Genomic DNA, 14,396 nt, shown 5'->3' with positions numbered 1-14,396 from the left:
TAGCTGAGGCACCGCGACCCAAATGTGGGAGCTGGCTTGCCTGCGATGACGGCCTGCCAGCCGACACTTCTCTACCTGACACCCCACAATCCAACTGTGGGAGCGGGCTTGCTCGCGAAGGCGGCCTGGCAGTCAACACAGTTGGATTGGGTACATATCCATTCCTGCGGTAACGGCCACCTAGGGTTCCGCTCTGACAGCGGGTCACTTTTGGAAGGACCCAAAAGTAACCAAAAGGTCCTCGCCCCACCACTCGGCACCTCGCTTAGGCTCGGTGTGCCCGTAATCCGCCAGTGATTTGGGGGGCCGCCGCCACGCGCCATCCATGGCGCGGGGCGGCTAAACCGGCATCCCTGCCGGTTTACCCCCCAAATCCCTGTCGAATTCCGGCCAGCGTGGTTTAACGGGGCGCCTAAGATCAAGAGCGACTCGCTTCGCATCGTAGAGTGGGTGGTCGGGCGCGGTTAATTGTGGGGGGGGCATTTCGGCAGGTGAGTTGGATTTGTCCCACAGGGTCTGTAGGACGGGTCTGGCAATTGGGCTTGTGCCTTGTAACCTTGCCTACAGCTACGCCAGAATCCGCCGGCTTGTGCGTCTGGATGGGCGTCTCTAAGGTTTGCCGGTCGCTGAATGTTCAGTGATCGGGTTTAGTAGCCCACTCAGACGAAAGCATGTGCACCGCTCCCAAAGCATGGCGTTTCTTGCCTATCTGATGGTGGCTGTGCGCAGGGCACCTTAGGGTGCGCCGGGTTTTGCTTTCGTTCTACCGGTCTACTAACCTGCGTACAGCTGCCGCCCCTTGTTTAGTAGCAAGCAGGCGATGGCCCCAGCAGAGAACGAAAATATGAATTTATTCACCGTTTCACCCAACCTCCCCACCGAAACCCTCGTGCTCAACAGCTACGAAACCTTCTCCTCGGTGCGCACCTTGCTGCTTAACCTGTCCAACGATCTCACCGGCGAACACCGCGACGTAGCGCTGGCCATCCACCAGTTAAGCGAACTGGGCGTCATGCTGGTCAGCCAGATGATGGACCGCGAAGCCCCGCTGACCTAAAGCTGAAATGCATTCAATGTGGGAGCTGGCTTGCCTGCGATGGCATCGCCTCGGTGTATCAGACAGGCCGAGTCGCCTGCATCGCAGGCAAGCCAGCTCCCACAGTCTGGATTGCATTTCGGCAGGTGAGTTGGATTTGTCCCACAGGGTCTGTAGGACGTGTCTGGCAATTGGGCTTGTGCCTTGCAACCTTGCCTACAGCTACGCCAGAATCCGCCGGCTTGTGCGTCTGGATGGGCGTCTCTAAGGTTTGCCGGTCGCTGAATGTTCAGTGATCGGGTTTAGTAGCCCGTGGTGAGACGTACGGCAAATCGTCGATCAGGATCTTCCTGGATTCGATGGTGGCTGTACGGAGGGCGCTTTCGAGCGCGCCGGTTGCGTCTCCCCGGTCTACTAACTTGCGTACAGCTGCCACCCTCCGTTTAGTAGCGGGCTGGTTGCGGCTCCCCAACCCGGAGACGATCCATGGCTAACCTCTATACCGTGTCACCCAAACTCCCCACCGAAACCCTCGTGCTCAACAGCTACGAAACCTTCTCCTCGGTGCGCACCTTGCTGCTTAACCTGTCCAACGACCTCACCGGCGAACACCGCGACGTAGCGCTGGCCATCCACCAGTTAAGCGAACTGGGCGTCATGCTGGTCAGCCAGATGATGGACCGCGAAGCCCCGCTGACCTAAAGGTAAAGCGCGATCCAAATGTGGGAGCGGGCTTGCTCGCGAATGCGCCGTGCCAGTCGCCGTACAAGCTGACTGACCCACCCCTTTCGCGAGCAAGCCCGCACATGTGGCCAGTGTTGTTTTGTAGACCCAGTTATACCCCTTGGCTATGCAACCAACTCATCAACTGCGGCAACGGGAATGCCCCGCTCTGGCGCGCCACTTCGCGGCCGTTCTTGAACAGGATCAAGCTGGGAATCGAACGAATCCCCAGCTGCGCCGATAGCTGCTGGTTAGCTTCACTGTCCAGCTTCGCCAGCCGGCACTTGCCTTCCAACTGCCCGGCGGCCTGTTCGAATACCGGCGCAAACGACTTGCACGGCCCGCACCAGTCGGCCCACACATCGACCAAAAGCGGCAGGTCGCCCTTGATCTGGCTGGCATAGTCACCCTGTTTCAAATCAAAGGGTTTGCTCAGCAATACCGGCTGCTTGCAACGCCCACACTTGGGCGCGTCACCCAGGCGTTCGCCGGGGATGCGGTTGAGGCCGTTGCAATGTGGGCAGGGGATTACAAGAGATTCGGACATCGGAGGCTCCTGAGTTTGGCCAGTTGGGTATTTGGTGTCGAGACAGAGGTTTATCAAGGATATAGATACTTATCCGCTCACATTTTCGTTCTCGCCAGCGTGAGCGGTGTGGCTAGGCTTTTTGTTGTGCGCCACCGGTCTGTTTGCGGCTATAGCAAATTGCGATAGCTTGAATTCAGGTTTAACCTCCATAGCAAGATGCGATAAGGACGTTGCATGCGAGTCATCAGTGAAAGCAGGATCTGGGAAGCAAAGGGAAAATGGCCGCGCTCGGCAACAGCTTTGGATCAGTGGTATCGCGTGATCAAGCGCAACGCCCCCAAGGACTTCGCTGCGATGAAAGCCATGTTTCCCGCCACGGACAAGGTGGGTGAATTTCATGTGTTTGATATTGGCGGTAACAAGCTGAGGTTGATTGCGTCGGTGCAGTATCGAATGCAGCGCGTTTATATCAAGCACCTGCTTGACCATCGCGATTATGAGAAGGGCAAATGGAAGGAAAAAATCAGATGAGCGCACTTATACACGTTGCGGCAGAGCACTGGCCGTTCGTTTCGCCTGTGCTGCGCAAGCCGGAAAGCGAGGCAGACTACGACGCACTGGTATGCGGTTTGGATGAGCTATTGAGCCTGGTGGGTGAAGACGAGGACAGCCCGCTGATGAGCCTGGTCGACATTCTGAGCGACTGGATCGAAGCTTATGATCGTGAGCATCGCCCAATGCCCGTCGCCAGCGGGGTCGATGTGCTGCGCTACATGATGCGTGAGCACAACCTCACCCAGAGCGACCTTCCGGGCGTTGGGGCGCAATCAGTTGTCTCGGAGATACTGAGCGGAAAACGCCAGCTCAACGTGCGCCAGATTCGTTGGCTGGCCGAGCGTTTCGGGGTGTCAGTGGAGACCTTTATCTAAGAGGTCAAGACGAACAACTAATCTCCAAATGCTTACCCCAATCCGGCGGCCGTTGCGCGTACTGCTCCATCCCTGCTTGCTCCTCAAACGGCTTGGTCAGCACTTCATGCAGCCTTCGCACTTCGCTGTAGTCGCCGGATTCGGCGGCGGCGATGGCGTTTTGGGCCAGGTAGTTGCGCAGGATATACAGCGGGTTGACCGCGTGCATGCGCTCACGGCGCTGTTCCTGGGCGTAATCCCCGTCCCGCGCAACGCGGGCCTTGTATTGTTCGGCCCAGGCGTCGAACCCGGCCAGGTCGACAAAGTCATCACGTAGCCGCGTCACGGCCAGCGCCGCGGATTCATCGCCCAGGCGTCGGAAGAACAATGTGTAGTCCACGCCGCTGTTCTGCATCAGCCTGAGCAAGCGCTCCACCAACTGCTGGTCGTCGTCTTCGGCGGTGGTCAGGCCCAGGCGGCGGCGCATCAGGTCCAGGTAGTGCGCCTGGTACAGCGGCAGGTACAGGCCCAGGGCTTCCTTCAGCGCGTCAACGCTGATGAACGGCGTGAGCGCCTGGGCCAGAGCGCTGAGGTTCCACTGCCCGATCGGCACCTGGTTGCTGAAGGAGTAGCGGCCTTCATGGTCGGAATGGTTGCAGATGAAGTGCGCATCAAAATCATCGAGAAACGCGAAGGGCCCGAAGTCGAAGGTAATGCCCAGGATCGACATGTTGTCGGTGTTCATCACACCGTGGCAAAAACCATAGGCCTGCCACTTGGCGATCATTTCGGCGTTGCGCTCGACGATTTCGCGGAACATTGCCAGGTAAGGTTCGGGCTGCTCGCGGCACTCGGGGTAGTGCAGGTTCAGCACGTGTTCGGCCAGTTCGGCCTGCTGCTCGGGTTTCTTGGTGTAGTAGAAGTATTCGAAGTGCCCGAAGCGGATGTGGCTGTGGGCCAGGCGCAAAACCATGGCGCCGCGTTCCTGTTTCTCCCGCCATACCGGCGTGCTGGAGCCGATTACGCACAGGGCACGGCTGGTGGGGATGCCCAGCGCATGCAGGGCTTCTGAGGCGAGGAATTCACGAATCGAAGAGCGCAACACCGCCCGCCCGTCGCCCATGCGCGAGTAAGGCGTCATCCCGGCGCCCTTGAGGTGCAAATCCCAATGCTCGCCGGCCTCGTTATAGACCTCGCCCAACAGCAACCCGCGGCCATCGCCCAGTTGCGGGGTATAGCCGCCGAATTGATGCCCGGAATACACCATCGCCCGTGGTTCTGCCTCGGCCCATAGCTTATGGCCACCGAACAGCTCGGCAAATACCGGCGTTTGGGCCACGGCCGGGTCGAGGTCGAGCAGGGCCATGGCGGCCTTGCTCGCGACGACCAGGCGCGGCTCGTCGAGGGGCTCGGGCAATACGTGGGTCGAGAATGCGTCGCCCAGGCGTGCGAAGCGGTTGTCGAAGGTCAGTTCGTCGAGGGCTTTCACCGGCCATCTCCAGCAGAATGTCCGAGCATTCTGCTGGGGATAGGGCGTTTAGTCGAGTTTGCTGGGTGGCGGCTCCGGCGCATCCACCACTTTGCCTGCAGGAGGCTCGGGGGCGTCGGGCTTGTCGAGGGGCTCGGCAATGGTCTTGCGCTCGTCTTCGGCCGGCACCAATTTGTATTCCTGGCCGTGAAGGTTCTTCAGGTAGATCTCCATCTGCCGGAACGAGATGTTGATGTGCTGTTTCTTGAACTCACGATTGATGTAGCGGTTGACCTCGTCCAACACCGGGTTACGGTCGCCCAGATCGCGAACATGCATGCGCAGTTCGTGGTCGAGGGTGCTTTCGCCGAAGTTGAGGAAGTACACGTGGGGTTCCGGCTCTTTGAGTACCCGTGGGTTTTCTCGCGCCGCCTTGAGTAGCAATTCCTTCACCAGGTCCAGGTCGGAGCCGTAGTCCACGCCCAGTTTCAGGGTGACGCGGGTGATGGTGTCGGTCAGCGACCAGTTGATCAGTTGCCCGGTGATGAAGGTTTTGTTGGGGACGATGATGTCCTTGTTGTCGAAGTCGGTGATGGTGGTGGCGCGAATGCGGATCTTGCTCACCGTACCCGACAGGTTGCCGATGGTGATGGTGTCGCCAATGCGCACCGGGCGTTCGAACAAAATCATGATGCCGGAGATGAAGTTGGCGAAAATCTCCTGCATGCCGAAACCCAGGCCCACCGACAGCGCGGCAACCAGCCATTGCAGTTTGTCCCAGCTCACGCCGAGGGTGGAGAGCGTGGTGACAAAGCCCACGCCAGCAATGATGTAGGACAGCAAGGTGGTAGTGGCGTAGGCGCTGCCTTGGGCCAGGTCGAGCTTGGACAGCACCAGGACTTCCAGCAGGCCGGGCAGGTTGCGCGCCAGGGCGAAGGTGATGCCGATGATGATCGACGCGCCCAGCAGGTCGCCGATGCTGATGGGCACCATGCTGATATTCGTACCCGTGCCGCTGGTGTATTCGTACAGGGTGACATTATCCAGGTACGAAAATACCGAGATCAGGTCTGACCATACCCAGTACAACGCCGCGATAAAGCCGCCGAGCAGGGCCAGGCGGATCAGGCGCATGGACTGTTCGTTGACCTGCTCGATGTCCAGGGTCGGCTCTTCGATCACCGCTTCGCCGTCACCGGCCTCCTTGGCGGCCTGGCGTTTGGCCAGGGCGCGGGCGTAGGCCAGGCGCCGTGCGGCAACACCCAGGCCGCGCACGAAGGTGGCCTCGATCACCAGCCAGAACATCAGCAGGTACAGGGTGTTGATCAGCCGGTCGCTGAGCTTCAGCGCGGTGTAGTAATAGCCAAAGCACACGGCAATAAACAGCGCGATGGGCAGGGCGGTGAACACCACCCCGATCGCTTTGCGAAACAGCGAGGCCTTTTCGTGGGTTGGGCTGTTCAGCAGCAGGCGGCCCAGCAGCCAGGCCATCAGCCCGTAGCAGGTCAGTACCACGGCGATGCCCAGCACGTCGTCAGCCAGTGCCGCCGGCTGGTGTTCGGCAATCGCGACCACGGCCACCAACGCCAGTACCACCAGGCCAAGTTTGCGTATCCAGCCTTGGAGGAATTCGACCTGGGGCCTTTCCCAGCGAAAGTGCAGCTCCGCCACGCCGCCCGGCGCGAGGATGCGGTAGGCGGTGTAGAACACCAGCCAGGCCTGGGCGATCTGCAGCAAGGCCGCGCCCAGGTTGGCGTTTTGCCCGCGGGCGTCGATCTGCAACGCATAGCCGCACAGCGCCAGGCCCAGGGCCACGGGCATCGCCAGCAGGATGTTGATCAGGATGGCCTGCGGCGTATGCCACTGGCTGTCGCGCTTGAAGTGGCCGATGTCCTGGTGAACCTTTTTCAGGCGCACATACAGCGCATTGCGCCGCCACAACAGCGCGCCGATCAGCAACAGCAACGGCAGGAACAGCAGCGGGCGTTGGGTCAGGCCGTCATACAACTCGCTGACGCTGGACGCCCAGGGCAGGGTGGTGACCTGCTTGCTCAGGTGCGCCGGTACGGTTTCCAGCCATTCGGTGTCCAGCGGCTTGTTGCTGGGGATCCAGAACATTTGCTCGTCGAGCGTGGCGCGCAGGGTGCTGGCGGTGCTGAGCAGTTGTTTCTGGTTCAGTTGCAGGGTGATGGATTCGTTGAGCAGTGCGCTCAGTTCGCGGCTCAGGCGTTCCAGCAGGTCGCTGCGGGTGATCGCCACTTCCAGCAGGGTGCGGCGCAGTTGCGGGGTGACTTCATCTGGCGGCTGGTTGGCCAGCAGGTTGTCCACATAGGCGCTGGGGGAGGTGATCAGCTCACGCTGTTGGTTGACCTCGAACTGGTACAGGCGAATGTTGGCGATGTCGTCGGCCAGGTCTTTGTCCACGGTCAGACGCGGCAGGGCCTGCTTTTGTTTATAGAGAATCTTGGACAGCAGCAGGCTGCCCTTGAGCACGTTGATCTGCTCGTCCAGGGCCGAATCGCTTTGGGTCACGGTGTCCAGTTGCTGCTTGGTCTGCAGGTTTTTCTGGGTCAGGTCGTTGAGGCGGTCGGTGCTTTTGAGCAGGTAGTCGGACAGCTTGAGGTTGTCTGCGCTTTCCTTGGCCAGGATGCTACTGCCGCCGGCTTTCTGCGCTTCAATGGACTGTTGGGTCACCGTCTGCTGGGACTGGGCCAGGCGTTTCTGGTTGATCAGGGTTTGCAGGTCCTGGATTTCTTGCTCCAGGCGGGCGGTTTTTTCCTGGATCAGGTCGTGCTGGCTGTTGCCCAGGTCTTGCAGCTGGCTGTTGCCGGCCAATTCCTGGCGGCGCAGGGGAATCAAGGCATTCAGGGCCGCCAGTTCGGCGTTGAGCTGGTTGCGCTGGTCGCTGCTGAGGGGCTTGCCGTTGTCTTTGCCAAGCTTGAGCGTCGCGTTGATTTGCTGGATGCGCGTCTGGCTGCTGCTGATTTCGGTCTGGGCGCGCTCGGGGCGGGTCTGGGCGGCGATGGTCAGGCTGTTGGCGTCGGCCAGTTCTTTTTGCAGGTCGCCTTGCTGGGTGCTGCGTTGCACCAATAACTGCTCAAGCTGCGGCACCGGCAGGCTGGCGTAGCGCTGGGCCACCGGGATGATTTTGGTGGCCTTGAGGCGCGCCAGCTCACGCTGGTTCTCATTGGTCTGGCGCGGGGCCTCTTCCAGTTGGCGCTTGAGGTCGGCCAGGCGCTGCTCGTAGTCCTGCTGATTGCCCAGGTAGGTCAGGGTCTGTTGCAGGGTCGCCTGCAGCGCCTTCATGTCGGCGTCAGGCAGCTTGCGGTCGGGCAGTTTATCCAGGCTTTGCTGGACGGCTTCGGCGCTGGGCGGGTCGGCGGCGTATACGCTGCCAACACAAAGGGTCAGGCCCAGCAGGGCAGTGGCGAGAAAAGTACGCAGGGTTGGCATAGAGACCGGTCTTGCAAAGTGAAGAATCGGGGCGTCGTTGTCCCGCAGTTTAGAGGAAGAGTCCGGGGCCCGGGCGACTTCCTTCGGGGAATCTGACGCCGACTTTGCCAATCTTGTTCCCGTCCATGACGGCGACGGTCCAGATGGTGTTGTTCCATTCCACCTGGTCGCCGACTACCGGTGCACCGCCAACCTTTTGGGTAATGAAGCGGCTCAATGGCATGTCCGGGTCGATACCTTCAAGCTTGAGCCCGTACAAGGCCGAAACCGCGCCCAGCTGGGCGTCGCCTTCGAGTACGAAGTCGCCGAAGAAGCGCAAATCGAGGCCCCGTTGCGGCGCCTGGCTGAACAGTTTGCCCAGGGCCGGCAGGTTGTGTTCGTGGCCGATCACACAGAGCAAATCGCCGACTTCCAGCACTGTACTACCCGACGGATGGAGCAGTTGCTGGCCACGAAACAGCGCGGCGATGCGCGTGCCTTCGGGCATTTTCAGCTCGCGCAGGGCCGCGCCGATGCACCATTTTTCCGCGCCCAGGCGGTAGACGAACAGCTCCCACTCGCTGGTAACGTGCACTTCCAGGGCTGCGCGGGAGATCGGCGCCGGGTCTGGCGGTACGGTGACTTTGAGCAGCTTGGCCACCCACGGCAGGCTGGTGCCCTGCACCAACAGCGAGACCAGCACGATAAAGAACGCCAGGTTGAAGTACAGCTGTGCATGGGGCAGGCCGGCCATCAGCGGGAACACCGCGAGGATGATCGGTACCGCGCCGCGCAGGCCGACCCAGGCGATAAAGGCTTTTTCGCGGCCGTGGAACGCCTTGAATGGCAGCAGGCCAACCATCACCGACAGTGGCCGCGCAAACAGGATCATCCACAGTGCCAGGCCCAGTGCGGGCACGGCGATGGGCAGCAGGTCATGGGGCGTGACCAGCAGGCCCAGCACCAAGAACATACCGATCTGCGCCAGCCAGGCCATGCCGTCGAGCATATGCAAAATGCCATGGCGGCTGCGCACCGGGCGGTTGCCGATCACCAGCCCGCACAGGTACACGGCGAGAAAGCCGCTGCCGTGCAGGGCGTTGGTCAGGGCGAATACGAACAGGCCACCGGCGATCACCAGGATCGGGTACAGGCCGTTGGCCAGGTTGATGCGGTTGACCAGTTGCAACATCAACCAACCGCCGCCCAGGCCTACCAGGCCGCCGATGCCGAATTCACGGATCAGGTGCGTGAGCAGGCTCCAGTGCAGGCCGGTCTGGCCGCTGGCGAGCATGTCGATCAGGGTGACGGTAAGGAACACCGCCATCGGATCGTTACTGCCCGATTCGATTTCCAGGCTGGCGCTGACCCGCTCGTTGAGGCCCTTGCCGCCCAGCAACGAGAACACCGCCGCGGCGTCCGTGGAGCCGACGATGGCGCCGATCAGCAAGCCTTGAATGATGTTGAGGTTAAACAGCGAGGCCGCGGCCATGCCCGTGAGGCCGGTGGTAATCAACACCCCCACCGTGGCCAGGGACAAGGCCGGCCACAGCGCCACGCGGAAACTCGCCACCCGGGTGCGCAGGCCGCCGTCGAGCAGGATCACGGCGAGGGCGAGGTTGCCCACCAGGTAGGCGGTGGGGTAGTTATCGAAAATGATGCCGCCGCCATCGACCCCGGCGGTCATGCCCACGGCCAGGATAATCACCAGGATGGGGATGCCCAGGCGTGAAGAAAGCGAACTCACCAGAATGCTCGCAGTCACCAGCAACGCGCCGATCAAGAACAGGCTGTTGATGGTCGTCGCATTCAAAGGCAGTACTCCAGGGCAGGGGGGGCAGGACGCAAACTGACCATGCAGTCTGCGTGCCAGGGATTCTAACCTGTTGAATTGCTGCGCTGTCAAAAAGCTTTTTCTGATTCGCGCACAGGCAAATGTGCGAGGGGGCTGCCTCTGTAGGAGCGAGCAAGCTCGCTCCTACAAGGGTGGGGCGGTTTTTAGGGCTAGAGGCGGAAGCGGCCGACCATCCCATTCAAGTCCACCGCCAAGCGCGACAACTCACCGCTCGCCGCACTGGTCTGGCTGGCGCCCGTGGCCGATTGCACCGACAGGTCACGGATGTTCACCAGGTTGCGGTCCACTTCCCGCGCCACTTGGGCCTGTTCTTCCGCCGCGCTGGCGATCACCAGGTTGCGCTCGTTGATCTCCACAATCGCCGTGTTGATGGTGTCCAGCGACAGGCCCGCGCCGCGGGCGATGTTGAGTGTCGACTCGGCGCGCTCGGTGCTGTTGCGCATCGAGTCCACCGCGTGTTCGGTGCCTGTCTGGATGCTGCCGATCATGCGCTCGATTTCGCTGGTGGACTGCTGGGTGCGATGGGCCAACGCGCGCACTTCATCGGCCACCACGGCGAAACCACGCCCGGCTTCCCCGGCTCGGGCGGCTTCGATCGCGGCATTGAGGGCCAGCAGGTTGGTCTGGTCGGCCAGGCCACGGATCACGTCCAGCACTTTGCCGATATCCCGCGACTCATTAGCCAGGTCGCCAATCAGGGAGGCGGTGGCTTGCACGTCGGTACTCATGCGTTCGATGGCGCTGACGGTTTCTTGCACCAGGTCGCGGCCGTCACCGGCAGACGTGGTGGCGTTGCGCGAGGCTTCGGAGGTGCTCACCGCATTGCGTGCGACTTCTTCCACCGCGCTGGTCATCTCGTTGACGGCAGTGGCGGCCTGTTCGATTTCGTTGTTCTGCTGGGTCAGGCCACGGGCGCTTTCGTCGGTGACTGCATTGAGCTCTTCAGCGGCAGACGCCAGCTGGGTGGCGGAGCCGGCGATGCGTTGCAGGGTGTCGCGCAGTTTGTGCTGCATCTTGGCCATGGCCGCGAGCAGGCGCCCGGCTTCGTCGTTGCCGTCCACGGTGATCGGGCGCGTCAGGTTGCCTTCGGCCACTTCTTCGGCGGCTTCCAGCGCCTGGGCGATGGGCAGGGTGATGCTGCGGGTCAGCAACCAGGCGAACAGCAAGGTCAGCGCCGTGGCAACCACCAGCAGGCCTACCACCAGGTCAAAGGCCATGTCGTATTGGTCTTTGGCGCGCTGGTTGGTGGCGTTGGCGTCGTTGTTATTGATGTCCAGCAAGCGGGTCAACACGGCGTTGACCTGCTCGGAGTTGTCCAGCAACTCGGTGTTGAGCAGGGTGCGCAGCTCGTTGACCTGATTGGCGCGAGACAGGCTCTTCATGCGCTCTTCAATCTGACGGTACTGGCCCAATAGGCGCACGTACTCGTTGTAGGCGTTGCGCTCTTCGGTGCTGGAGATCAGTTTTTCATAGATGCCCTGGGCTGTACGAATCTGCTGATTGCGCAGTTCAAAGGCTTCCAGGGTCTTTTGCTGTACGTCCGGCTCGCGGTTGGTCAGCAAGCGGTACGACAGCACGCGCAGGCGCAGGGTCAGTTGGGTGAATTCATCCAGGGCGCGAATGCTGGGCACGCTGGCCGAGGTGATGTCCTCGGTGGCTGCACGAATTTTGCTCATCTGGTTCAGGGCGAACACACCGAGCAACAACATCAAGGCGCCAATAAACGCGAAGCCGAGGAAGGCCCTCGGGGCGATATTCATATTACGAAGAGACATGCTGGAGTCCTGGGGGAGGCGCTATCCATGCGGCCATGAGACGAGGTGTGCCCGCCTTATCGGCCCTGCGACTAAAGTCTTAAGGGGGCGCGCGCTTTTGTCGCATCGGACCAGGGGTTGGGTGAGTTCAGGAACCAGATCGGGTAAATGCAGTCACTAAGGCTCGAAAGTGCGGCCCGGCCTTGCAACATCGGGCTGCGCGGCCAGGGATAACCCTGGCATCCGAGGTGAATTTTCTTTATCGTCACCGCCCTTTTTAAACGCCCGAGAAATCAAAATGTTAGAAGCATCCCTCAGCCAATTGGAACAACTGGTCAGCGACCTCGTACAGCAGAATCAAGAACTGCTGGGCAGCAACGAATCCCTCAAGGCCGAGCTGGCTCGCGCCAAGGACGAAAACGAAAGCCTGCAACTGAACCTGATGGAACAGGAAGAAAAGCACGGCGCCACCGCCGCCCGCATCCAGGCGCTGGTTGAGCGTGTGAGTGCAGGGCCTGTCAGCGCATGAGTGAGGGCATAAAGGTCGTTTCGATTCTCGGAGAGGATTACTCGATCAAGGCACCGGCCGGCGAAGATCAGACCCTGATGCATGCCGTGACCATGCTCAAGGCCTCCCTGGCCGTTACCAAGAAAAAGTACCCGACCCTGATCGGTGACAAGCTATTGGTATTGGCCGCGCTGAACCTGTGCGCCGAGCAGATTGAAATGCAACAGGCGCACCAGCAGGAACTCGACCGTTACCAAGAGCAAGTCAGCGCCACGGTCGATGTGATTTCCAAGGTGATCGGTCAGCCTTAGAACCACTCGTCTTGCATGCCCAGGCACGTATCGTCGCGTGCCTCCAGAATCGCCAGTTCATGATGGCAGCTCGGTACTTCCCAGGTCAGGAAGTACCGGGCGGCCTGGAGCTTGCCCTTGTAAAAGGCCGCATCGGCCGCGTTGCCCTTGGCCAGCCCTTCTTCGGCGCGGATCGCCTGTTCCAGCCAGCGCCAGCCAATCACCGTGTGCCCGAACACTTTCAAGTACAGCGCCGAGTTCGCCAGGCTGCTGTTGACCTTGCCTTGGGCGAGATCGGTGAGTAGGCCAATCGTCACGCTTTGCAGCCGGTTTACCAGTTGCTCCAGGGGCTCTCGCAGTGCCGTGAGTGAAGGGTGCTTTTGCGCCCGGGCGCCGGTCTCGGCGATCAGGCGAATCAGTTGCTTCAAGCCGGCACCACCGTTCTGCGCCAATTTGCGCCCGAGCAGGTCCAGGGACTGGATGCCGTGGGTGCCTTCATGGATCGGGTTCAGGCGGTTGTCGCGGTAGTACTGCTCCACCGGGTATTCGCGGGTGTAACCGTGGCCGCCGAGAATCTGGATCGCCAACTCGTTGGCCTTGAGGCAGAACTCCGACGGCCAGGATTTGACGATTGGCGTGAGCAGGTCCAGCAGTTCGTGGGCGTGCTTGCGCTCGGTGTCGGTTGCCAGGGTGGTGGTGTCGTCGAACAGCCGCGCCGCGTAGAGGCCGAGATCGAAGGCGCCTTCCACATAGGCTTTCTGGGTCAGCAGCATGCGCTTGATGTCGGCGTGCTGGATGATCGCCACCGGGGCGGTGCTCGGGTCTTTGCTGTCGGGCAGGCGCCCCTGGGGCCGTTCGCGGGCGTAGTCCAGGGAATAAAGGTAGCCGGCGTAACCGAGCATCACCGCGCCCATGCCCACGCCGATGCGCGCCTCGTTCATCATCTGGAACATGCAGCTCAGGCCCTGGTGCGGTTTGCCCACCAGATAGCCGACGCAGTTGCCGTTATCGCCGAAGTTAAGCGCCGTGGACGTGGTGCCGCGCCAGCCCATCTTGTGGAACAGCCCCGCCAGCAGCACATCGTTGCGAGCGCCCAGGCTGCCGTCATCGTTGACCAGGAACTTGGGCACGATAAACAGCGAAATGCCCTTCACCCCCGCAGGTGCATCCGGCAACTTGGCCAGCACCATGTGCACGATGTTTTCCGACAGCGGGTGGTCGCCACCGGAGATAAAGATCTTGTTGCCCTTGAGCCGATAACTGCCGTCAGCCGCTGGTTCTGCACGGGTCCGAATGTCCGACAGGGAAGAACCGGCATGGGGCTCGGTCAGGGCCATGGTGCCGAAGAAGCGCCCGTCGATCATCGGCTGCAGGAAGCGCTGTTTCTGTTCCTCAGTGCCGAAGCTTTCGATCAGGTTGGCGGCGCCCATGGTCAGGAACGGGTAGGACGTCGAGGCGGCGTTGGCCGATTGGAAGTGCGCGAAGCAGGCCTGGGACAATAGCGTCGGCAGTTGCATGCCACCTGCTTCAAAGCTGCGGGCTGCGTTGAGGAAGCCGGCTTCAAGGAAGGCGTCCACCGCCGGTTTTACCTCAGGGATCAGGATCGCCTGGCCGTTTTCATAGCGCGGTTCGTTTTCGTCGTTCTTGCGGTTGTGCGGGGCGAAGTATTTTTCTGCGATGGTGCGCGCCGTGCTGATGGCGGCATCGAAGGTTTCGCGGTTGTGCTCGGCAAACCGCTCGCGCTGGGTCAGGCCCTCGGCATCGAGGACTTCATACAGCTCGAAAGCCAGATTGCGGGAACTGAGCAGCGTCTCGGACATGGCGGCGTACCTTTGAAGGAATTGGCCTGAGTCTAAGTGCGCGAATGGAGGGTGGATAGCAAGATTGATTTAA

The 14,396-nt window shown here is 61.1% G+C and carries 12 protein-coding genes and 1 pseudogene; 6 read left to right on the top strand and 7 right to left on the bottom strand.

The annotated features are described in order from the left end of the window. Positions 1–844 precede the first annotated feature (844 nt). Positions 845–1,057 carry a DUF6124 family protein gene (locus tag MF6394_RS08685; RefSeq protein ID WP_032893916.1) on the top strand — a complete coding sequence of 71 codons (213 nt, stop codon included), beginning with the start codon at positions 845–847 and terminating at the stop codon, positions 1,055–1,057. A gap of 465 nt (positions 1,058–1,522) precedes the next feature. Continuing rightward, the gene (locus MF6394_RS08680) at positions 1,523–1,738 is read left to right on the top strand and encodes a DUF6124 family protein (protein ID WP_078466508.1); all 216 of its coding nucleotides are present in this window, start codon (positions 1,523–1,525) and stop codon (positions 1,736–1,738) included. 133 nt (positions 1,739–1,871) lie between these two features. On the opposite strand, the gene trxC is transcribed toward MF6394_RS08680, so the two are convergent. Then, positions 1,872–2,306, bottom strand: a complete 435-nt coding sequence (gene trxC, locus MF6394_RS08675; RefSeq protein WP_044270835.1) for a thioredoxin TrxC — start codon at positions 2,304–2,306, stop codon at positions 1,872–1,874. 216 nt (positions 2,307–2,522) lie between these two features. Between trxC and MF6394_RS08670 the strand changes: the two genes are divergently transcribed. Beyond that, positions 2,523–2,819 (top strand): type II toxin-antitoxin system HigB family toxin, encoded by a 297-nt coding sequence (locus tag MF6394_RS08670; RefSeq protein WP_078466507.1) that lies wholly within the window; start codon positions 2,523–2,525, stop codon positions 2,817–2,819. After that, positions 2,816–3,217 (top strand): helix-turn-helix domain-containing protein, encoded by a 402-nt coding sequence (locus tag MF6394_RS08665; RefSeq protein ID WP_078466506.1) that lies wholly within the window; start codon positions 2,816–2,818, stop codon positions 3,215–3,217. Before MF6394_RS08670 ends, MF6394_RS08665 begins: the two co-directional genes overlap by 4 nt. A gap of 4 nt (positions 3,218–3,221) precedes the next feature. On the opposite strand, the gene selO is transcribed toward MF6394_RS08665, so the two are convergent. The 5 genes and pseudogenes from selO to MF6394_RS35155 all read right to left on the bottom strand — a co-directional run. After that, a complete protein-coding gene (selO, locus tag MF6394_RS08660; RefSeq protein WP_078466505.1) occupies positions 3,222–4,685 on the bottom strand; it encodes a protein adenylyltransferase SelO in 1,464 nt (487 codons plus the stop codon). 48 nt (positions 4,686–4,733) lie between these two features. After that, on the bottom strand, positions 4,734–8,117 hold the full coding sequence (gene mscK, locus MF6394_RS08655) for a mechanosensitive channel MscK (RefSeq protein WP_044270841.1): 3,384 nt from the start codon (positions 8,115–8,117) through the stop codon (positions 4,734–4,736). A 49-nt stretch (positions 8,118–8,166) separates the two neighbouring features. Next, positions 8,167–9,909, bottom strand: coding sequence for a potassium/proton antiporter (locus tag MF6394_RS08650; RefSeq protein ID WP_078466504.1), 1,743 nt, complete (start codon positions 9,907–9,909; stop codon positions 8,167–8,169). Between the two features lie 191 nt (positions 9,910–10,100). Beyond that, entirely contained in the window at positions 10,101–10,964 is an 864-nt protein-coding gene (locus MF6394_RS35160) for a methyl-accepting chemotaxis protein (protein ID WP_371101677.1), read from the bottom strand. Continuing rightward, positions 10,956–11,711, bottom strand: a pseudogene (locus tag MF6394_RS35155) (MCP four helix bundle domain-containing protein); the annotation flags it as partial. The gene MF6394_RS35160 and the pseudogene MF6394_RS35155, both read right to left, overlap by 9 nt. 292 nt (positions 11,712–12,003) lie before the next feature. On the opposite strand from MF6394_RS35155, the gene MF6394_RS08640 reads away from it, so the two are divergent. Beyond that, the gene (locus MF6394_RS08640; protein ID WP_044270846.1) at positions 12,004–12,234 is read left to right on the top strand and encodes a hypothetical protein; all 231 of its coding nucleotides are present in this window, start codon (positions 12,004–12,006) and stop codon (positions 12,232–12,234) included. Continuing rightward, positions 12,231–12,524, top strand: a complete 294-nt coding sequence (locus MF6394_RS08635; protein ID WP_003187971.1) for a cell division protein ZapA — start codon at positions 12,231–12,233, stop codon at positions 12,522–12,524. Before MF6394_RS08640 ends, MF6394_RS08635 begins: the two co-directional genes overlap by 4 nt. Here the strand turns inward: MF6394_RS08635 and MF6394_RS08630 are convergent. Then, complete coding sequence (locus tag MF6394_RS08630; protein ID WP_078466502.1) at positions 12,521–14,323, bottom strand: acyl-CoA dehydrogenase; 1,803 nt, start codon at positions 14,321–14,323, stop codon at positions 12,521–12,523. The two genes, MF6394_RS08635 and MF6394_RS08630, sit on opposite strands and share 4 nt — an antisense overlap. Between the last annotated feature and the right edge of the window lie 73 nt (positions 14,324–14,396).

The organism is Pseudomonas sp. MF6394 (genome assembly GCF_002018845.1).
GTDB lineage: Bacteria > Pseudomonadota > Gammaproteobacteria > Pseudomonadales > Pseudomonadaceae > Aquipseudomonas > Aquipseudomonas lactis.
The sequence above is the reverse complement of the archived record's forward strand: the minus strand, read 5'-3'. Positions and strand labels throughout refer to the sequence as shown.